This is a genomic window from Clostridium sp. AF27-2AA (assembly GCF_003478505.1).
Classification (GTDB): domain Bacteria; phylum Bacillota; class Clostridia; order Lachnospirales; family Lachnospiraceae; genus Brotaphodocola.
This window is the reverse complement of the sequence record NZ_QUFI01000001.1, coordinates 1-20,412: the sequence shown is the minus strand read 5'-3', so window position 1 is coordinate 20,412 and position 20,412 is coordinate 1. Positions and strand designations below refer to the sequence as shown.

The window sequence follows — 20,412 nt, the reverse complement described above, 5'->3', positions numbered from 1 at the left end:
TTCCTTTATGATTCTGCGTTTTTGCTGCCGCAACACCCAGGGCAGCCGCCGCAGCCGCCGCTGTAGGCGTCATCCCGGTACACCATGCGGTCATCTGCCGCAAAGTCACGCATATGGGAAAGCAGCGTGATGGCCTGGGAAGAAATGCCCTCACCACTTCCGGTGAATCCAAGTCCTTCCTCTGTGGTTGCCTTCACACTCACCTGGTTTAATTCCAGATGCAGCGCGTCGGCAATGTTTTCTGCCATCTGCGGGCGGTATGCCGCCAGCTTCGGCCGCTGGGCAATGATGGTCGCATCAATATTCTCGATGACATAGCCCTCTGCTTCCAGAAGTGCCCCGACTTCCTTTAACAGGGCAATGCTGGATATTCCTTTATATTTTGGATCGGTATCCGGAAAATGCTGGCCGATATCTCCCAACGCGGCTGCTCCCAGAAGGGCGTCCATAACTGCATGAACTAATACATCCGCATCGGAATGCCCCAGAAGGCCCTTCTCATAAGGGACGGTAACTCCGCCCAGGATCAGATCACGTCCTTCTACCAGCTTATGGACATCGTATCCCTGTCCGATTCGCATAGTTGTTCTCTCCTTTATTTCTATAAGATCATGCGGAGCTTTTTCTTCACGCACCGCACCCGCATCTCATCCTGGCAGAAACAGTTTTCACCGTCTGCATGGACCGGAAGCGGCCTGTCCACATGGATCACAGCCTCCCGGCAGCGGTAAAAATGAACGCCTCGGCGTCTGCCCAGGTGCCCCCGGTATGCGTCGAACAACACCGGAAACAGCCGCAGCTTGGAAGCGGTATGTGCCACACAAAGCTCCAGTTCTCCGTCATCACACACAGCCTTCGGTGCAAACAGAAAGCCGCCGCCCTCACTGCCATGGTTATGCACGGAAACAAAATAAATATGGTTAAATTCCACCCGCCTTACACCATCTAAAATCAGGTGTCCGCGGGAAGCTTTCGCGGTCAGAAGCTGTTTAAGGCCAGCCAGGATATAACGGCCTCTTCCCAGAATCTGGCGAAGTCCGCCGGTTCCGCTTTTATCTAACAGCCGGTGGCAGACCGCAGCATCAAACCCGATGCCGCTGCTGACCATAAAGCGCCGGTAGACCGGTTCTTCATCTTCATAGGATAGGATGCCATAATCCACGCGGCAGATCTCCGATGGATTTAAGATCCGTTTCAGGCACTTTCTCGGACTTCCGGACAGGTTTAACCCCCGGGCCAGGTCGTTTCCGGAACCCGTTGGAATATAACCGACTGTCAGAAGATCACTGATTGCCAGGCCATTTAAGACTTCATTGACCGTGCCGTCTCCCCCCACCGCTACAATGGTGGCCGGTTCCTGCATGTTAGCCGTCAGCTCTGCCGCCATGCGTCTGGCATCTCCCGGCGCTTCCGTCTGGAATGCCTCATAATGAATCCCGGATTTGTGAATCTGGCGTTCCAGCTTTCTCCATATTTTTTTCCCACGTCCGCCGTGGGCGTTGGGATTTACGATAAAATAGTACATGGGCACCTCCCGCATTTGTAACTGCAAAGCAGTTACCCACACATTATTATCTATAAGTATACCATAAATCCGCAAAATCTCCTAAAGAATTTTGTATAAAAAATAGATTCAATTCTGACAATCGAAAAAGCCGTTGCGAAACAGGGCCCAAACGCTCCATCCTGTTTCGCAACAGCTCTTTTTATTGTACGTTTCATTCTAACCGGTAACCTTCTGTCTTGCCGTTCTGCGGCTGAACACATAAACGTTTCCGTATACAAACTGATACATAACGTAAGCCAGTGCCAGCGCGCCCGTGACATCTGCCACGGAATGCTGTTTTAAAAATACGGTAGACAGGCAGATCGCAACCATGATCACAAATGAGATCCGGCGGACCCATCTGCGGTTCTTCAGTCGTCCGCTGTTCATGACGCTGATGTGCACACCCAGAGAATTGTATACATGAATGCTCGGAAATACATTGGCTGGTGTATCACTGTCATGGATTTTCTGTACCAGATAGCAGAAAATGTTTTTGTGCGGATCTACCTCCACCCGCAGATCTGTGCCATTCGGATAAAACGTGCAGATCATCATGCTGATGGTCATGCCGATAAATAAGAAGGCACACAGCCGGTAATAGTCCTGCTTATCCGTAAAGAAGAAATACAGAACCGCGCCGGAAACATAAAAAAACCAGATAATGTAAGGAATGATAAAGTACTCACTAAACGGGATCATATCATCTAAGGCCACATGCATGATCTTGTAATTGTCCGTAATCACACTCTCCAGCCAGAAGAAATATGGCAGGTACAAAAGGATGTAGCCGCAGACCCAGATATGTCCATATTTTTTTAACAGGTTCTTCACTTGACTTTTCCTTTCAAAACGTTTCATTCAGCTTTTTCGGATTATAACACACCCATTTTCAGGTTACAAGGGATTTTAGAAAAAATTTAGGTTGTAAAACAAAAGAAGTTCTGGTATTCCAGAACTTCAGGTAAGTAGCGGAAGGGAGATTTGAACTCTCGACACCACGGGTATGAACCGTGTGCTCTAGCCAACTGAGCTATTCCGCCATATTCGGTATATATGGGGCCTATAGGGCTCGAACCTATGACCCTCTGCTTGTAAGGCAGATGCTCTCCCAGCTGAGCTAAGACCCCATATCAGAATCACAAGATGTCTCACTTGCGACTGCTCCGATAGTTTACCGTGTTTTCCCAGATATGTCAAGCATTATTTTTCATTTCTTTGAATTTTTTCTGTTTATACCATGGCACGGTACTCGCTTTTCCAGGTTTCTACCAGTTCCCGGGCTGCTTTTTCTCCATCTTCTGCTCCATCGCCAAACCAGGTTTCCACCTGTTTTACCAGATCAGACTGCGCGGCCTTCTCCCGGGCTGCTGAAAGCTGCGCGTCCCAGGCCTCCTGCTCCTCCTGCGTGATTGCCGCATGGAAGCGCTCTCCCAGCGTTACGCGGCTGTCGAGCTTTTCAATCCAGTAAAGGCTTCGCAGGCAGTCCCGGCTGCCACTCCGGTTGTAGGCTTTCTCAAAGGCCTCCGCCGCCTTATCAAACAGGAACATACGGCCATAGCAGGCCCCCAGGTTATTCCAGACCTGCGCTGTGAGCTGTTCTTCTGCCGCCTCCTCCGGCGGATTATCCAGAATTTCCTGATACAGCTTAACCGCCTTTCCATACTGGCGCATGCCAAATAAGGCATCCCCGCGGAGCTTTTTGATCTGCGCAGCAGGCTGTTTCCGGTAACTGCTTAAGGTCTGGCGGTATTCCGAAATCTCATTTGCAGAATAATAGTCGCTCTCCTGAAGCAGAAACATCAGCATTTCATCCAGATCTTCCCCACTTTTTCTCCAGTTTTCCAGTTTCAGTGCCAGAAAACCAAGGTTCAGCTCCTCCCGCAGAAAATCAAGTAGCCGGTCATCTACCAGATGATCCATTACCAGGAGCGGGTAATGGTAAATCACATACGCCAGTTCCTGGGAAGAATACAGGTGCACCCCAAGAAAACTCACATAATACGGATTTTTCACCTTTTCCGATCTGCATAATCTCAAACTCATAGCATAACCTCTTGTACAATCCTGGTATCCGTGGCTGGGAACAGTTCCCCGAAGCCCCGGTCTGTGAGAACCACTTTCATTGTCTTTTCATCTAAAAAGGATACTTCCACTCTCACTCTGGTTGTCCTTTCCGGACGACTCGGGAATCCTTCCAGCATCAGTGTAACTGCCTTTTTCTTTTTGGAATCGAATGGCATAATTTCTAATTCTATGGCGTTCTGCTTTTCCGGGATCACCTCCAGCATAGATCCGCTGTCTCTCCAGCCATCGCCGGCTGCCGCCAGTGTCACAGTCATTTCCTGTCCCTTATGCAAAACCTCCATAGCGACGGAAGATTTCAGACGCCCTTCACAGATCATGGCATAAGGATAGGATGTCTGTGGACGGAGATGATCCTGCGCACAGTATGCGGCGCCTTTAGCAAACATTGCTGTTTCCATGTAGACTCTCCGTTTTGTGCAGAGCAGCTTCATAAAATCCTCTGCCCACTCCCGCTTTTCAAAACCCTTTCCCATCAGAAATACCGCGGAATACAGTTTTCTCTGCATCAGCCGGTCTGCGCAGGTGCACAGGATCTTATCTCCCAGCTTCGCGCCGGACGGTGTTTCCAGGATATCAAGGCTAAAGGATTCCTCCATCGTCTCATACTCTGCCAAAACCGCGTTTTTCTTTAATCCGCGCTGGACCTTCATCTCGTAATAGCGAAGTTCCTGTTCGGATAAGTCAAACATGCCAACTGTTCCGCTCCAGATTTCCTTTTTCTGGCTTAACATATAGTAAATCATACTTTCCGAATGTCCGATGACGCGAATCTGTTTCTTTTCCAAACCAAGCTTTTCTCCGCAGGAATACAGCGTTTCCACCAGGCGTTCATCCAGACTGCGTACAGTAAAGACCAGTCCCTGAAATGCGTCTTCCGTTTCCAGATCCTTTTTTACCGTACAGAGTACCCGCTCCAGAAACAGCTCCAGAAGTTCTTTCGCCGTATAGCGGACTCCGTCCAATGTAGCGGTCCCGTCTTTTAAAACCAGCTTCACCAGCTTGTCTGTCAGGCTTCCCTCGCCTCTTAAAGTCTGCGCATAGGCATCCTCCCCTACCGACCAGGTACCCGCCGCTCTGTGGCGGAAGATCACCGTTGGGAATGTCCATGCCTTTTCTTCATCTCCACAGCTGACCTGCGTATATTCATCACACAGGTCAATGCCTGCTATCAGTTCATTCATATCGTTCCTCTGATCCGGCAGGCCGGCCGCCGGTTTTGTTTTTCGTCTTTACATTAAGGAAAACAAAGACTCCATGGCTGCATGGTCTGTCAGATATTTCTCCATTTTTTCTTTCAGCTTCTGCCCGTCCTTTTGTGCCAGGCATCGGCTCATATCGTTGAGGGCAGCAAAACGGCTCACCCGTGTGTCTGTCTGGGAAGCGTCGTAGGAAAGCCGTCCTTCTTCCGTCTTTTTTCTTCCGTCCGCCCCATTTTCATAGACCTCATACTCCAGCACTTCTCCCTCAAACAGTACATGCTGATGGATGTAAATGCCCGGATATACTTTCACAAACTCCGCGTTATGGATCGTCTCCTCATTTGGAAGTACCCGGATCTTCAGCTCCGGTCTTGCTTCTCTGCTGCCACGGTACTCGATGGTAATCTGGTCCATAATGGAATCCGGAAGCGGGATATGGCGTCCCAGCTGATGGAAGTACGCAAAGATCCGTCCTTCCTCCAGAAGCTCCTCCGTCATGCCGGATGCCAGTTCCTTCTGGTCATCTGACAAACTATACTTTCGGCTGTACCACAATGTCAGCGCCAGAAGATAAATCGTCGGAACCCGTTTTTTGTCTGCTGTCTCCCGGACCACGTCCTCGAGATGCGTGAACACGGAATCCTCCGTTGCGCGGTTTTTCAGGAAATAATCGCAGGATTTCATGGTGAAATAAGCCCTTGAAACCAGATCACTGACCTGTTTTCCACTTCTGTAGCAGTCAAATACCGGATCCATATGCTCGGTTTCACCACTGAACATCATCTGTGCCAGAAGCCGCTCCGGAAGATCATAAAGCTCCACATGCTCTTTTTCACTCTGTGTAAGCAGCTGATACATCTGCTCTGAGGTTCCATTAAAGTGTTCGCACAGATAATCCAGCACCGCCCCGTCCCACTGGTTCTTTGTGAAAAGCTCCCAGGACAGCTTTAACAGCGTGTCATCTGACTCTGGCATCTGTTTTAAGATCATCTGGCTGCACAGATCCAGAAGTTCCCTTTCCTCTGTACCGCTCCAGCCAAATTCCCGCACAACGAAAAATGCCTCCTGGCTGTTCCCGGCAAGAATCAGCATGCGGATCAGCTTCCCGCGGTTTTCCCTGGACAGTTTTTGCGGTTTCAGCTGATTCCAGTAGTCCAGAACACCAGCCGCTCCTTCCTCTTCGCTCCGGCAGCGGCTGTCATAGCCAAGCAGGCTTTCCAGAAGCTTTTCCCGGAATAAGGGATGCAGCTTTAACTCTGCCAGGGCCCGTTTCAGAACGCGGCGGTCTGTTGTCCCCTTCATGCCATCCTTTACAATGGCGCTGCAGCGCTCTAACAGAAGCATAGGCTGCTCCGGAGAAATATCGTAACAGCGTTCCTCCAGCTCTTTGCGGTTTTCCAACATAGCCTGCTGTTTCCGGTAAGAAACATCCGTATAACGGTTTCCGTACTCATCCTGGAACAAAAGAACCGGATGACTTGAAAAAAGCGGTACATAAGCCACGCCATCCTTAACCGCGGCCACATCCTCCCGCTCCAGCTCCTCGTAGCATACGACAACGGAGCGGATCTTTTTGTTAGACACCGTGATGCGGTAAGATCTTAAGAGAGCCGGAAGCACCCGGGCCACCTGTTCATCAATCATTTCTTTGTATAAGACATGCTGGTACAGCGTTACCAGCCGGCTGTTCACACGGGAGCGCAGAAGCTGCTCCATGGTAAACTGCTCAATATCACGTTCATACTGCCGGTACAGCGTAGATTCCGGATTCATGAACCGGGCAATGTTGTTGTATAACACTTCCCGGTTGGCCGTATCCATGTATTTCTCATAGGAGAAATACAAAAGGACTTCTTTCGGAAGCAGGTACGGATAATCATCCGGAAGCGCGTACAAGTAATATTCGTAAAGCCGTGTCAGGCTGATACCATCCTCCAGCGCTTTTTTATACCATTTAAAGTATTTTTTATCCCGGCAGTCTGCCTTGATCAGAATGCTGCAGACCGCGTTTAAGATTTCGATTTCCGGATACTGCTGATACAGCATCATGAAAAAGCGCAGAAGCAGCTTTCCTCCATGCTTTCTGGAAGGCGCAAGTTTCGCGGCCCTGCACGCGAAGGCTTCATCCATCAGCTTCCTCTTTGCGGCAAACATCAGAACCTGCAGTTCAAAATCAGAAAGTCCTGTAAGGAGCTGCGGATCTTTCTGATAAAGCTCCCACACCCGCACATACAGGTACGGGCTCCGGCTGCCGCTCTCAAACTCTTTTCTGAGTCCGGCCAGACTTTCTTCCTCTGTTTCCTGCTCCGCGGCTTCGCCTTCGTCCAGCTGGCGCATCAGATACCGTTGGAGCTGTTCATACTCCGGCCGGTATTTCCGCACGGCTGCCGCCTCTTCCCGGCAGCTTTCCAGAAGTTCTTTCGCCCCTTCTGTGTCTCCCTCCAGGATCAGCAGATCTGCCTGGTACAGATTCACCGCAAGGCTCTCACCATACTGACTGCGGATAGCTTCCAGCTGCTGTTTTAACTGATTTCGCATCAGAGCTTCCCCGTAAAGACCAAGCTCATATTCCAGGCGCAGCTCCAGGTACTTTCCAAAGGCTTCACGCCTGCCATATCCCGGGCGGTCCTTTAATTCCTCGCCTGCCAGAACCTCCACCGGAACACAAATGCTCTGGCGCAGGGATGTGATACAGACTGCGCCAAGATTCTTTCCATGGTGAAGATGTGCCTGATCGATCTGATACGGAATCTCACATACGCCATTCTTAAAATCTTCTTCCGTGAATACAGCTTTCGGCAGAACGATAAATTTCCCGTCTGCGTACACCTCGAACCGCACATACCCCCAGGTACTGCTCTCCACACGGATCACATCCTGCATTCCTGCCTGCGTCTTTTCAAAGCTTCGCACCGTGGTGTCTGCTTTTAATTCCACCGGTTTCTTTACATTCAGGCCCACCAGAAATTCTTCCAGTTCACTCTGACGGTTCGGACGGCCTTTTAAGCCGTCATACAACGCACGGACATGAAGATCCTGTAAAAAAGGCGCTTCCGTAAAATCACGGTATTCAAACAGACGCTTTGCGAACTCCCCGTCAGCCTGCACCAGCTTTGCAAAATCTTCCGGCTGTTTTAACCCGGCCAGAATTTTTCCTACCGGATCCGGTTCCACAACAAAAGAATATGGCAGCTTTTTCTCGCCGCCATTGGTCACCAGATCAAATACTCCCTCGATTTTGTCTCCGTCTGACAGGGTACGGCAGTCAACCTCATAAAAAATACGGTTCCGGTTTCCTCCAAAGGAAGAGCCCAGCACCCGCACACACGGATGGGACGAATACACCAGGCCTTTCACAAAACAGCCATAACGGTCCGCCACATAAAGTTCTTTTCTGCATACCTGTCCGGCTGTCACCATGCCGCCGCAGGTTTCCGGAAGAACAAAAACCTCCGGGATTTCTGCATCCACGATGCCTTTTGCCAGTCGGTTAATTCTTTCTCTCATAGTATCCTCTGTCACACCTTTTTCCATACATGGCATTAGTTTAGCATAATTTCACTTGATTTAAAAGGTTTAAATTGGTATGATTAATAAAAACTTTGTTGAATGAAAGAGGCACCCTCCCATGTTGTCAGAACCGATGACGCTGTACAAACTCATGAATTTATATATGCTCAAAAAAGTAAATTTTCCGCTGACCAACGCGCAGCTGACGGACTTTTTCCTGCAGCATGAATACGCCAGCTATTTTACGCTCCAGCAGGCCCTTGGCGAATTAAAGGACTCCGGCCTCATCCACGCCGAGTCTACCCACAGCACCACTCGCTACGAGATTACCAAAGAGGGAGAAGAGACCTTAAACTTTTTTGAGAACAACATCTCCCCTGCCATCATCGAGGACATGGACACCTACTTAAAGGAGAACCGCCTGCGCCTGCGCAATGAGGTCAGCCTGCTTTCCGACTACTACAAATCCACCAGCCAGGACTACATCGTCCACTGCGAGGTACGGGAAGGCCGTTCCCCCCTCATTGAGCTGAGCTTGTCGGTTCCGGACCGTGACCAGGCAGCTGCCATGAGTGCCCGGTGGGAACACAAAAGCAAAGAAATCTATTCCTTCATTATGAAGTCCTTAATGAGCGAAGAGGAGGCCTGACCGGTCTCCTCTTCTTTCTTTTTGTTTCTGTTTAGTTTTCGTCGTATCCGTTCGGATTGTTCTTCTGCCATCTCCAGGAATCCTCGCACATCTCCCGGATGCCGTATTTTGCTTTCCAGCCCAGCTCCCGCTCTGCCTTGGAGGAATCTGCGTAGCACTGCGGTACATCACCCGCGCGGCGCTCCTTAAATACATAATTGATTTTTAAGTGGTTCGCCTCCTCAAATGCATTGATGACATCAAGAACACTGTAGCCGACACCGGTTCCCAGATTATAGATCCAGACACCGCCCTGCTCTTTGGCCAGCTTGTCCAGTGCCTTTACATGGCCGTCTGCCAGGTCTACCACGTGAATGTAATCACGGACACAGGTTCCGTCCGGAGTGTCATAGTCATTGCCGAATACGCCCAGGCATACCAGCTTGCCAACTGCCACCTGTGTAATGTAAGGAAGCAGGTTGTTCGGGATACCCTTCGGATTCTCACCGATACGGCCGGACTTATGAGCTCCGATCGGGTTAAAGTAGCGAAGCAGCATTACCTTCCATTCCGGATCCGCAGTGTGAAGGTCGGTTAAGATCTGCTCCAGCATGCCTTTGGTGCGTCCGTAGGGATTGGTAATCTCGCCCTTCGGGCACTCCTCAGTGATCGGTACGAAGGCCGGATTGCCATATACCGTTGCGGAAGAACTGAACACAATGCTCTTGCAGCCATGACGGCGCATGACATCGCACAGGATCAGAGTTCCGGTAATGTTATTGTGATAATATTCCAGAGGTTTGTATACAGACTCTCCCACTGCCTTTAAACCGGCAAAATGAATCACTGCGTCAATGTTCTCGTTCTGGAATACAGCGTCCAGAGCCGGCTCATCCAAAAGATCCACCTCGTAAAAGGTCAGCTTCTTTCCTGTAATCTCCTCCACACGTTTCAAGGATTCCCGGCAGGAATTGCACAGGTTGTCCACGACAACCACATCATAACCGGCATTCAAAAGCTCCACACAGGTATGGCTTCCAATATAACCGGCACCGCCTGTCACTAAGATTGTAGACATAATAACACCCTCCTTAAGCTGATGATTCTTCTCCTGAAATCAGTGAACGCGCCCCTGGCGCCTTCCCGATATGCACAGCAATAAAAATGCTTTCCCATACATTATATATGGGAAAGCATCTGAAAACAATGCAATTTTCTTATGATTTATGTGATTATTTTTTCATTCTGCCTTTAAATGCTCTCCCAGTTTTTTTATGGCGCGCTTTTCAATCCGCGACACATAGGAGCGGGAAATGCCAAGCTGCTTCGCAATCTCACGCTGCGTGCGGGGCTTCATTCCAAACAGTCCGTAACGCAGCTTTACCACGGACTGCTCCTGGGGTTTTAAGCAGCAGGAAAATGCCTCGTAAAGCTCCCGGATATCCTGATCCAGAATCAGATCCTCTAAGACCTCTTTGCTCTCCAGTTCGATCACATCTACCAGGCTGACCGATTCTCCGTCCTTATCCACGCCGATAGGTTCAAACAAAGATACCTCCCGGCTGTATTTCTTTCCGGCCCGGAACATCATGAGAATTTCATTTTCAATACATTTGGCCGCATAGGTTGCCAGGCGGCTTCCACGCTCAGGGTGAAAGGTATTCACCGCTTTGATCAGGCCAATCGTACCAACAGATAACAGATCCTCCGTCTCATAATCGGTGCCCTGATATTTTTTCGCCACATGGGCGACCAGTCTTAAATTTCGTTCGATCAGGATATCGCGTGCCTCCCGGTCGCCCTCCTGTAAGCGTTCCAGGCAGGCCCGTTCCTCTCCAGGTGTCAAAGGCTTTGGAAATGTCTGCAAAGAAAAAGCCACCCTGAAGCTTTCTTATGATAGTTTATGCTTCGGTGGCTTTTCCAGTGCGCGTCATGCGCGTCCGAGTTTCTATTCTGTTTTAGTTCTGAGAGAAGTACAGGCCGCTGGTGCCGGACTCATCCGGAACTGCTACTAAAACAAGGGTATCGTTCATCTCAGTGAAGAGGCAGGTGTAAGGAAGCTCAGCTCCCTGATTGTCAAAGACTACAGAAACACCGTCATCCAGATACTCATAGGTACCTTCCATGGTGCCGCCGCCCTGAACCATCTGGGCCTGTCCGTCTTCGCCAAAGTTGAAATCAAGCTGTCCGCCGTACTGCTCTAAGGTCTGGTCCAGATCCTCCTGGGTCATCTCCTCGCCTTCAATGTAGCCACCGGAAAGTCCCCAGCTTGTGTTGGTCAGATCCGGAGTCTCTACACGCAGAATATCCCAGATGGTAGCGCCCTCTACGTCTACCAGATCCGGCAGCTCTTCGGTTTCTGCCTCGGTCTCTGCCTCGGTCTCTGCTTCGGTCTCCACGGTAACCTCTGCTTCGGTCTCCTGAGCTGCTGTTGTATCAGCTGAAGAATCAGAGCCACCGCAGGCTGACATGGATAACACCATCATAGTGCTTAAAGATACTGCTAAAAGTTTTTTCATCATACGTTTCTCCCTCTGTATACGTTCTTGTATAACAGTTTTTATTATACAACCGATTTTCCAATCATTGGAGAAACTGTCATGAATCGACTCTAAAACGTCTTTAAGCTTCCATTATAACCGTAATCTGAGAAAAAACTGATCATTTTTCCGTTCAAAGGAACACATTCCCTGATATTTCTCCGTAATCGCAAGGATACTCTGCACGCCAAACCCATGTCCCTGCTGCTTCGTTACTGGAATTCCATTTGCGAAACGCACACTGTCATCACAGGAATTCACGATCTGCAAAAATAATTTTTCATCCTGGCAATATGCGGATATCTCAATACGCGCAGGTCTTCCATCTTTCTTTTGCCGTACACATGACTGCAGGGCATTTTCCAGGGCATTAGAGAGCAAAACACAGAGATCGTTCTCGGACAGTATGATAGCCTGCGGAATGTCTGCCTGAACCTCCATGGTGATTCCCGCCTGAAGCGCCCGCTCCGCGAATGCCGAAAAAATCAGATTCACCGTTTCATTTTTGCAGTAAACCATCACCTTTCCAGTCTCTAACTCGGCATCAAGCTGGCGGATATGCTCCGCGGCCTGGGTAAGCTTTCCGTTTTCGATGCAGGACAGCAGATATTGTAAATGATGGCGCATATCATGCCGGTAGATCCGCATGGTCTCTCCCGCTCTGCGCATTGTATCAATCTCACACACGGCCTGCTCCATCTGCACACTTAAGATATTCTGCTTCTGCTCCATCCAAAGGCGTTTGCGCTCCTCTGCCGAAACCCGGAGCACAAAAACCAGATATAAAACACTGCACAGAAACGGCATAAATTCCATTGCCACAGCAGAACCACTGGCAAACAGATCCGTATAGATCCTGGTCACATAATCAAAGCCATAGCCAGCTGCGGGTATGATGGCAAACAGGCATTGGGAAAGCCTGGTGTGCTCAGAAAGAGAGCGGATGGACGGTGCCGCCAGCCGAAGAATGAGAAGCAAGAGCGGAATGGTTACCACAATTTCTGCCACCCTCTGATAATCCGCATTCCGCCCGCCAAGGCACAAAAAAACAAGCGCCAGCGCCAGCCATCTGCGCAGCTGACAGCACAGATACGCAATCAGGACGGAAGCCAGCGACCATACAAAATTCACGCCGGACAGATGCAGGAACAGCACAAATGGCAGGTGTGTAATGAACGGATAACAATAAATCAGCCACTGCCTTCCTGCTGTCACAACAAACAGGGTCTGGCCAAGCAGAATGAGAGCCATCATGCAGACAATCCGGCTCCGCTTCTGCCCGTTTTCGCAAACCCCGGAAAAGGCCGATGACAAAATCATGCCAAAGCTTCCCACCGCGATCATATTGAAAAACCGGATTTCCATCATAAAATAACCTTTTTTCTTTCAAATGCGTATGCGAGATACCGGTTCCGGATTTCTGTAAATTTTCCGTGCGGAACCGGTATTTCTGTTCCATTTTTCATAACAACAGAGCGGTAAGAAATGTTGCAGATACATTCCATATTTACCAGAAACGAACGATGAATCCGAATAAAGTTTCCATATTCCGCAAGCTGTTCTTCCAGCCGTTCCATCCGCCCGTTCCCCTCCAGCACCGTTCCATTACCCAGATAATATAAAAGATTGCGGCCGCGCACTTCGCAATACTGCAGATCATCAAAACTGATCTGGGTGATCCCGTTTCTGGTGCGCACCACCAGGCTCTTTTTCTGCTCTTTCTCACAGACAGCACGGAGCGAATCCAGCAGACCGGAATATATCTCCTTCTTCAATGGTTTCATCTGGTAAAAGTATGCACCGACCGAGTAGGAATCCACTGCATACTCCGAAGACGTTGTCAAAAAAACGATCTTAATATTCTGGTCTGTCTGGCGAAGCTCCCTGGCCGTACTGATTCCGTTCTCCCCGGGCATGAGCACATCCAGAAAGACCGCGTCAAAATATGTTCCCTTTTCCATGGCCGCCAGAAGCTCCAGCGGACTGTGAAATGCCTGATATTCCATTCGGCACCCACGGTCCGCGCAGTACTGTTCCGTTAAGGACTCCAGTTCTTCCAGAATTTCTGTTTCATCATCACAAAATGCAATTCTTAACATGTTTCCTGCTCCCGCTTTTACAAACACAAAGCACCTAAAAAATATCCAGATCCAGCCCATTCACTACTGCGCCATCATACCCGGCATCCTTGATTTCCTGCAGGATGGCTTCATTGCGTCGGGCTATCTCGGCTTCCACATCCACAGTATTATCCTGAATTTCCATATGATAGATCCGGTGGTAGGTGACCAGAAGCTTCGGCCGCGCTTTCTGCGCAATCTTCGCCAGATCCACGCTTAAGGTATGAACCTCCTGATGGTACTTCTGCCACTTCGGCTCTCTTGCGGAAAGCCCGGCGGTATACTCTACCTCGTGCAGCAGGATATCACAGTCCTTCGCCTTCTCTGCCACAATTTCCAATGGCGCGGTGTCTCCGCTGATGACAATGACCTTGTCCGGCGTGGTAAACTTAAAACCATAGCTTTCCAGTGTGCCATGACTGACCGGAAATGCTTCCACCGTCACACGGTCATCCTGATAAATGATACCTGGCTGAATCTCTTTTGCTTCTACCTTATAGCCTTCTTCATTGGCCTTCTCAAAACCGTTGATGCGGAAATCAATGTCCACCGCGTAGGCTTTCTCAATATAATCTGTCATCTCGCAGATTCCCTTCGGTCCAAAGACCTTCAGCGGCTCTTTGCGCTCCAGCACCCACGGAGTAAAAATCAGGTCCGAATAGCCTGCAGTGTGATCGGTATGCAGATGAGTACAGAATGCTACCGTCAGGCAGTCCGGCCGCAGCGCGTCGATGCCTTTCTGATAAGCTTTTGCCGCCTGGCGCACCACGCCTGGTCCGAAATCCACAAGGTAAGAGCGGTCTCCCACTATCACAGCGGTAGACGGGCCGCTGGCATTCGGGCACGCATTCGGGGTGCCCGTGCCGAGAAGTACAAGTTTTGTTTCCATATTCAAAAACTCCAGTTCTGATATTTTTAATTTTCCTCCACATGTTTGATGGAAATTCCGCTGAATCCATAGAAGATACTAAACAGCGGGGTCAGATACAGCAGGAACAGATACGGGAAGAACACCGACCAGGCCACGCCCAGGGTGCCTGCCATGTATACGCAGTAGCCGTGCCACGGGATCATCGGTCCGGACAGAGTTCCTGCGTCCTCCAGCGTTCTGGATAAAATCTCCGGAGCAACCCTTCTTGCCTTGAACAGCGGCTTCATCATGTTTCCGGTCAGCACATGGGACATTGGCTGGGAACAGCTGATGAGGCTGGTCACATAGCCAACTAAAAGGCTTGCCAGAATCAGGCTTCCGTCACTGTTGATGCGTCCGGTGATGGCATTTAAGATATTGCCCAGAACGCCGAGACGGTCCAGCATGCCGCCCATGCCGACTGCAAAACAGATGATGGCTACATACTGCAGCATGCTGCTCATGCCGCCGCGGTTTAAAATGGTCTTTAAAATAGCTTCCTCAATCTGGGTGCTGTAGCCGTTGTATGCCACGCGGATAATGCTCTGCAATGTGGCACCCTGATAGAAGAAAGATACCGCTCCTGCGCAGACTGCAGAAAGTCCCAGGGAAACGATGGCATTCACCTTGCACAGCAGCAGTACAATGATGACAACAGCCGGAAGCAGAGTCACAAATCCCAGCTTAAACTCACCCTGAAGCGCGTCAATGTAGACCAACAGGTTGCCCTCCTCATAACCACCAGAGGTCTGGCTGATTCCCAGGATGGTAAACAGCACCAGGCTGATGGCGAAAGTCGGAAGGGTAGTCCACAGCATGGAGCGGACATGATCGTTTAATTTTGATCCGGCTACTGCCGGTGCCAGGTTGGTGGTATCAGAAAGGGGGCTTAATTTATCACCAAACATGGCACCGCAGATGACTGCGCCGGCCACCATGCCCGGATGAATGCCCATGGCATTGCCGATGGCCATCATGGCCACACCGGCACTTCCCACAGAACCGTAAGAGGTTCCGGTCACCAGGCTTAAAACAGCACAGAAGACCAAAGTCAGCGGCAGCAGCCAGGTCGGATTGATCATCTTTAAGCCGCCTACAATGATGGATGCGATGGTACCGCTCTGCAGCCAGGTTCCGATCATGACACCAATGGACATCAGCAGGCAAAGTGTTGGCACGACAACGCGGATGGCATCATACGCGCCGCCCACAATCTGATCATAATTGATTTTCAATACTTTGCAGAATAAATAAATGATGATCCAGCTCAGAAACAGGCCGATCATCGGGCCTCCTGTTTTCAGCCGGATGCAGACTGCGACTGATCCAATGATCAGAAGCAGCAGCAAAAGCGACTGCGGCATATTCAATTTCTTTTCTTCATTCATAGTAGTATAATCCCCTCTCTCATGGCCCACAGGCTGTTCCTTTCGGCGTTTTTTCCTGTTTGCCATTTCTTTTCATCGGTTTAACGCGTTAAACCGTAAAACATTATTTCATTATACTTAACTTTTTCGAAAAATGCAAGCATTCCGACAAATCATTTTGTAACATTTGTCAAAAAATATCCTTTCCTGTTTTAGTGGAAATCTGATGCGTTCTGTGGTATCCTGTTTTTAATGAGAATCATTTAGCATCCCGACATTAAGGGGAGGTATCTCCTGCGTGAAAGGTTCGTCTGGTTCACTGCCATTTTATAGCCGCAGTCTGTTCAGCCGTACCTTTTTGGGTACGGCTTTTTTTCTCTCACTACATAATACAGGAGAATTTATGGAAACACGCGTTGCTGTTATGAGTATCATCGTGGAAAACCCGGATTCCGTTGAAAAGTTAAACGCCATGCTGCATGAATATGGCCCCTATATCATCGGACGAATGGGAATTCCGTACCGCCCAAAGCACATCAGCATCGTATCCATCGCCATGGACGCACCGCAGGATACGATCTCCGCTCTGGCCGGAAAGCTTGGAAATCTGGACGGAGTCAGCGTCAAGACCGCCTACTCCAATGTGATCGGATGACGGACTTATTTTCCCTCGTTGACCTTCTGGCGGAGCGTCACGCCCTATCGCACGAAGCATACCGTGCGCTGGTGGAAGGTCAGTCACCGGAGCTGGCGGCCTATGCCGCCAAAAAGGCCGATGCGATGCGCCGGGAAATCTACGGCACCGATGTCTATGTCCGCGGTCTCATTGAAATTGGAAACTACTGCCGCAATGACTGCATCTACTGCGGCATCCGAAAATCCAACAAAAACTGCGACCGCTACCAGCTTACCAGAAAACAGATTCTGGAGTGCTGTGAAGAGGGATGGAATCTTGGATTTCGTACCTTTGTACTGCAGGGCGGAGAAGGCATTGTTCCGATTGTTCAGGTCTGTGAGCTGGTTCGCGGGATCAAGTCCCGTTACCCGGACTGTGCCGTTACCTTATCCTTAGGAGAGTACTCCCGGGCAGATTACCAGGCTATGTTTGATGCCGGGGCTGACCGCTACCTGCTCCGCCACGAAACCGCCGACAAAGCCCATTACGAGAAGCTGCATCCCGCTTCCATGTCCTTTGACAACCGGATGCGCTGTCTGCGGGACTTAAAAGAAATCGGCTATCAGGTGGGCTGCGGTTTTATGGTGGGATCCCCTTACCAGACACCGGACTGCCTGGCCACGGATCTAAAATTCATTGAGACCTTCCAGCCGGAGATGTGCGGCATTGGCCCCTTCATCCCGCAGAAGGACACTCCCTTTGGAGACCAGCCGGCGGGGACCGCGGACCAGACCATCTATCTGCTCTCCCTCATCCGGCTCATCAAACCCAATGTCCTGCTTCCTGCCACCACGGCTCTTGGCACCATTGATCCGCTCGGCCGGGAAAAGGGCATCCAGGCAGGCGCAAATGTCGTCATGCCGAACCTCTCCCCAGTATCGGAACGCAGGAAATACGCGCTCTACGACAACAAGATCTGTACTGGAGATGAATCGGCCCAGTGCCGCTCCTGCTTAAACCGCCGCATGGAATCCATCGGCTACTCCATCGTCACCGCACGGGGAGATATCATAAAATAAGAATATTTACAATCTGACGGAAGGTTGCAAAGTCTGCTTCCGACCGCAAAGAAAGGAAAACAATACTATGGCTATCTACAATCCAAAATCCTTAAAGGCAGAGGAATTTATCAACCACGAAGAAATTCTCGACACCATCCGCTACGCGGAGGAAAACAAACACAACCTGGCACTGATCGATGAAATTCTTGCAAAGGCAAGACCTGTCAAAAGCGCCGACGGCACCCAGACCCACTGTGCCGGACTCTCTCACCGGGAGGCATCAGTTCTTCTGGCCTGCGACATTCCGGAAAAGGTTGCGGAAATGTACGAGCTGGCCGAGGAGATCAAACAGGCCTTCTATGGCAACCGCATCGTCATGTTTGCCCCGCTCTACCTCTCCAATTACTGTGTCAATGGCTGCGTGTACTGTCCGTATCATATGAAGAACAAACACATTGCCCGCATCAAGCTGACTCAGGAAGAAATCAAACGCGAGGTGATTGCCCTGCAGGATATGGGACACAAGCGGCTGGCCATTGAAGCCGGGGAGGACCCGGTCAACAATCCGATCGAGTACATTCTGGAATCCATCAAAACAATCTATTCCATTCATCATAAAAACGGTGACATCCGCCGCGTGAATGTCAACATTGCCGCGACCACCGTGGAAAACTACCGCAAATTAAAGGAAGCCGGCATCGGCACCTACATCCTGTTCCAGGAGACCTACAATAAAAAGAGCTATCTGGAACTGCATCCCACCGGCCCGAAGCATGACTACGACTACCACACCGAAGCCATGGACCGCGCTATGGAGGGCGGCATCGATGATGTGGGTCTGGGCGTTTTATTCGGTCTGGAGGGTTACCAGTATGAGTTTGCCGGACTGATGATGCATGCCGAGCATCTGGAAGCGGTTCACGGCGTCGGTCCCCACACCATCAGTGTTCCCCGCGTAAAGCATGCCGACGATATTGACCCGGATGCTTTTGACAATAGCCTGGCTGACGATATTTTTGAGAAAATCGCGGCCTGCATCCGCATTGCCGTTCCGTATACCGGCATGATCATCTCCACCCGGGAGAGCCAGGAGGTCCGCGAAAAAATGCTGCAGCTAGGTGTCTCCCAGATCAGCGGCGCTTCCAGAACCTCTGTGGGCGGTTACTGCGAGGAAGAACGCCCCCATGACTCCGAGCAGTTCGATGTATCCGACCAGCGCTCCTTAGACGAGGTAGTGGACTGGCTGATGCAGCTTGGCTTTATTCCGTCGTTCTGTACGGCATGTTACCGCGAAGGCCGCACCGGCGACCGCTTCATGAGCCTGTGCAAGAACGGACAGATTCTAAACTGCTGCCATCCAAACGCCCTGATGACCCTGACCGAGTATCTGGTGGATTACGCCAGCGAAGAGACAAAGAAGCATGGATTTGAACTGATTGAAAAAGAACTGGAGAAGATTCCGAAGGAAAAGGTTCGCGAGATCGCGCGGAAGAATATTGAAGATATCAAGGCATCCAACCGCCGGGATTTCCGGTTCTAACTTAAGGAAAGAGGACACAATTATGGGACTGAATGATAAAGTATCTGCCGAGCGGGTTCACATCGGCTTCTTCGGCCTGCGAAACGCCGGAAAGTCCAGCGTGGTAAATGCTGTGACCGGCCAGAGCCTATCCCTTGTCTCCGAGACCAAGGGAACCACCACCGACCCGGTACAGAAGGCCATGGAACTTCTGCCCATCGGCCCGGTAGTCATCATCGACACCCCGGGAATCGACGATGTGGGAACCCTGGGCGAAATGCGTGTAAAGCGTGCCCTGCAGGTTCTGGACAAAACCGACATTGCCATTCTGGTGGTGGATGCCGAAAAGGGACTGCAGCCGGCAGATCAGGAGCTGTTAAAACTCTTTGAGGAAAAGAAAATTCCGCATATTACCGTATACAACAAATCCGACCTGCTCTCCGCTCCACCTGTCCTGCAGGAACATGAAATCTGCGTCAGCGCAAAGGACGGCATTCAGATCTATGAGCTCAAGGAGCGGATTGGCGCACTGGTCAAGGCCGCGTCCGCCGAAGCGGATGAAAAGCGCATTGTGGCCGACCTGATCCAGCCGGAAGATGTGGTGGTGCTGGTGGTTCCGATTGATTCCGCTGCACCAAAGAGACGCCTGATCCTGCCCCAGCAGCAGACCATCCGTGATGTGCTGGAATCCGGCGCTATCTCTGTGGTCACCAGAGAAACAGAACTGCCGCAAACCCTGCTGGCTCTGGGAAAGAAACCAGCCCTGGTCATCACCGATTCCCAGGCCTTCAAAAAAGTAAATGCCGACACTCCGGCGGATGTTCCACTGACCTCCTTCTCCATCCTCTTCGCCCGCTACAAAGGGGATTTAAAGGAGGCCGTTCACGGAGCTGCCCAGCTGGATAAGCTGCAGGACGGCGACACCGTCCTGATCTCCGAGGGCTGCACCCATCACCGCCAATGCGGCGACATCGGAACCGTGAAGCTGCCGAACTGGATTCGGAAGTATACCGGAAAAGAGTTAAACTTCGCGTTCACCTCCGGCGGGGAATTTCCAGAATATCTGTCACCTTACGCACTGGTGGTACACTGCGGCGGGTGTATGTTAAATGAACGGGAAATGAAAGCGCGGATTGCCCGGGCTGTCTCACAGAATGTGCCGATTACCAATTATGGAATCTGCATCGCGCAGGTACATGGAATATTAAAACGGTCCGTGGAACTGTTCCCTGAAGTTATATCCGAATTACAATAAAAATTTAAGAGTGTACAGCACTACAGGTCCGAAGCCGGTAATCCCGGCATACC

Annotated in this window: 18 protein-coding genes and 2 tRNA genes; 5 read left to right on the top strand and 15 right to left on the bottom strand. The window is 50.5% G+C overall.

Annotated elements, in window-relative coordinates; genetic code table 11:
- Nucleotides 1–5 precede the first annotated feature (5 nt).
- The 8 genes from ispF to DWY84_RS00065 all read right to left on the bottom strand — a co-directional run bounded on the left by ispF (nucleotide 6) and on the right by DWY84_RS00065 (nucleotide 8,340).
- A complete protein-coding gene (gene ispF, locus DWY84_RS00100; protein WP_118529794.1) occupies nucleotides 6–581 on the bottom strand; it encodes a 2-C-methyl-D-erythritol 2,4-cyclodiphosphate synthase in 576 nt (191 codons plus the stop codon).
- 20 nt (nucleotides 582–601) lie between these two features.
- The gene (locus DWY84_RS00095; RefSeq protein ID WP_118529792.1) at nucleotides 602–1,525 is read right to left on the bottom strand and encodes a diacylglycerol kinase family protein; all 924 of its coding nucleotides are present in this window, start codon (nucleotides 1,523–1,525) and stop codon (nucleotides 602–604) included.
- Between the two features lie 198 nt (nucleotides 1,526–1,723).
- Complete coding sequence (locus DWY84_RS00090) at nucleotides 1,724–2,380, bottom strand: phosphoesterase (RefSeq protein ID WP_118529790.1); 657 nt, start codon at nucleotides 2,378–2,380, stop codon at nucleotides 1,724–1,726.
- 135 nt (nucleotides 2,381–2,515) lie between these two features.
- Nucleotides 2,516–2,589 (bottom strand) — tRNA-Met (locus DWY84_RS00085).
- A gap of 14 nt (nucleotides 2,590–2,603) precedes the next feature.
- Nucleotides 2,604–2,676 (bottom strand) — tRNA-Val (locus tag DWY84_RS00080).
- A gap of 103 nt (nucleotides 2,677–2,779) precedes the next feature.
- Nucleotides 2,780–3,592 (bottom strand): tetratricopeptide repeat protein, encoded by an 813-nt coding sequence (locus tag DWY84_RS00075; RefSeq protein WP_118529788.1) that lies wholly within the window; start codon nucleotides 3,590–3,592, stop codon nucleotides 2,780–2,782.
- The gene (locus DWY84_RS00070) at nucleotides 3,589–4,815 is read right to left on the bottom strand and encodes a DUF5716 family protein (RefSeq protein WP_118529786.1); all 1,227 of its coding nucleotides are present in this window, start codon (nucleotides 4,813–4,815) and stop codon (nucleotides 3,589–3,591) included. Before DWY84_RS00070 ends, DWY84_RS00075 begins: the two co-directional genes overlap by 4 nt.
- Nucleotides 4,816–4,863: 48 nt before the next feature.
- A complete protein-coding gene (locus tag DWY84_RS00065; RefSeq protein WP_118529784.1) occupies nucleotides 4,864–8,340 on the bottom strand; it encodes a DUF5717 family protein in 3,477 nt (1,158 codons plus the stop codon).
- A 121-nt stretch (nucleotides 8,341–8,461) separates the two neighbouring features.
- On the opposite strand from DWY84_RS00065, the gene DWY84_RS00060 reads away from it, so the two are divergent.
- Nucleotides 8,462–8,992, top strand: a complete 531-nt coding sequence (locus DWY84_RS00060) for a DUF4364 family protein (protein WP_118529782.1) — start codon at nucleotides 8,462–8,464, stop codon at nucleotides 8,990–8,992.
- Nucleotides 8,993–9,023: 31 nt separating this feature from the next.
- Here DWY84_RS00060 and galE read toward each other — a convergent pair whose 3' ends face one another.
- From galE to nhaC, 7 genes are all read right to left on the bottom strand, one after another.
- Entirely contained in the window at nucleotides 9,024–10,049 is a 1,026-nt protein-coding gene (galE, locus tag DWY84_RS00055) for a UDP-glucose 4-epimerase GalE (protein ID WP_118529780.1), read from the bottom strand.
- A 162-nt stretch (nucleotides 10,050–10,211) separates the two neighbouring features.
- Entirely contained in the window at nucleotides 10,212–10,838 is a 627-nt protein-coding gene (gene sigK / locus DWY84_RS00050) for an RNA polymerase sporulation sigma factor SigK (protein WP_118530251.1), read from the bottom strand.
- A gap of 91 nt (nucleotides 10,839–10,929) precedes the next feature.
- Nucleotides 10,930–11,493 carry an isomerase gene (locus tag DWY84_RS00045; RefSeq protein WP_147354254.1) on the bottom strand — a complete coding sequence of 188 codons (564 nt, stop codon included), beginning with the start codon at nucleotides 11,491–11,493 and terminating at the stop codon, nucleotides 10,930–10,932.
- 111 nt (nucleotides 11,494–11,604) lie between these two features.
- The gene (locus DWY84_RS00040) at nucleotides 11,605–12,879 is read right to left on the bottom strand and encodes a GHKL domain-containing protein (protein ID WP_118529776.1); all 1,275 of its coding nucleotides are present in this window, start codon (nucleotides 12,877–12,879) and stop codon (nucleotides 11,605–11,607) included.
- On the bottom strand, nucleotides 12,876–13,610 hold the full coding sequence (locus tag DWY84_RS00035; RefSeq protein WP_118530249.1) for a LytTR family DNA-binding domain-containing protein: 735 nt from the start codon (nucleotides 13,608–13,610) through the stop codon (nucleotides 12,876–12,878). The genes DWY84_RS00040 and DWY84_RS00035 overlap by 4 nt, the downstream gene beginning before the upstream one ends.
- Before the next feature lie 34 nt (nucleotides 13,611–13,644).
- Nucleotides 13,645–14,520: an MBL fold metallo-hydrolase gene (locus DWY84_RS00030; RefSeq protein WP_118529774.1), complete on the bottom strand. Its 876-nt coding sequence runs from the start codon at nucleotides 14,518–14,520 to the stop codon at nucleotides 13,645–13,647.
- A gap of 26 nt (nucleotides 14,521–14,546) precedes the next feature.
- The gene (nhaC, locus tag DWY84_RS00025) at nucleotides 14,547–15,929 is read right to left on the bottom strand and encodes a Na+/H+ antiporter NhaC (RefSeq protein ID WP_118529772.1); all 1,383 of its coding nucleotides are present in this window, start codon (nucleotides 15,927–15,929) and stop codon (nucleotides 14,547–14,549) included.
- 382 nt (nucleotides 15,930–16,311) lie between these two features.
- Here nhaC and DWY84_RS00020 point away from each other — a divergent pair, with 382 nt between their 5' ends.
- The 4 genes from DWY84_RS00020 to hydF all read left to right on the top strand — a co-directional run bounded on the left by DWY84_RS00020 (nucleotide 16,312) and on the right by hydF (nucleotide 20,359).
- Complete coding sequence (locus DWY84_RS00020; RefSeq protein ID WP_118529770.1) at nucleotides 16,312–16,563, top strand: TM1266 family iron-only hydrogenase system putative regulator; 252 nt, start codon at nucleotides 16,312–16,314, stop codon at nucleotides 16,561–16,563.
- The gene (hydE, locus tag DWY84_RS00015; protein WP_118529768.1) at nucleotides 16,560–17,603 is read left to right on the top strand and encodes a [FeFe] hydrogenase H-cluster radical SAM maturase HydE; all 1,044 of its coding nucleotides are present in this window, start codon (nucleotides 16,560–16,562) and stop codon (nucleotides 17,601–17,603) included. Before DWY84_RS00020 ends, hydE begins: the two co-directional genes overlap by 4 nt.
- 67 nt (nucleotides 17,604–17,670) lie before the next feature.
- Nucleotides 17,671–19,125: a [FeFe] hydrogenase H-cluster radical SAM maturase HydG gene (gene hydG / locus DWY84_RS00010; protein WP_118529766.1), complete on the top strand. Its 1,455-nt coding sequence runs from the start codon at nucleotides 17,671–17,673 to the stop codon at nucleotides 19,123–19,125.
- A 22-nt stretch (nucleotides 19,126–19,147) separates the two neighbouring features.
- A complete protein-coding gene (gene hydF, locus DWY84_RS00005; RefSeq protein ID WP_118529764.1) occupies nucleotides 19,148–20,359 on the top strand; it encodes a [FeFe] hydrogenase H-cluster maturation GTPase HydF in 1,212 nt (403 codons plus the stop codon).
- Nucleotides 20,360–20,412 lie beyond the last annotated feature (53 nt).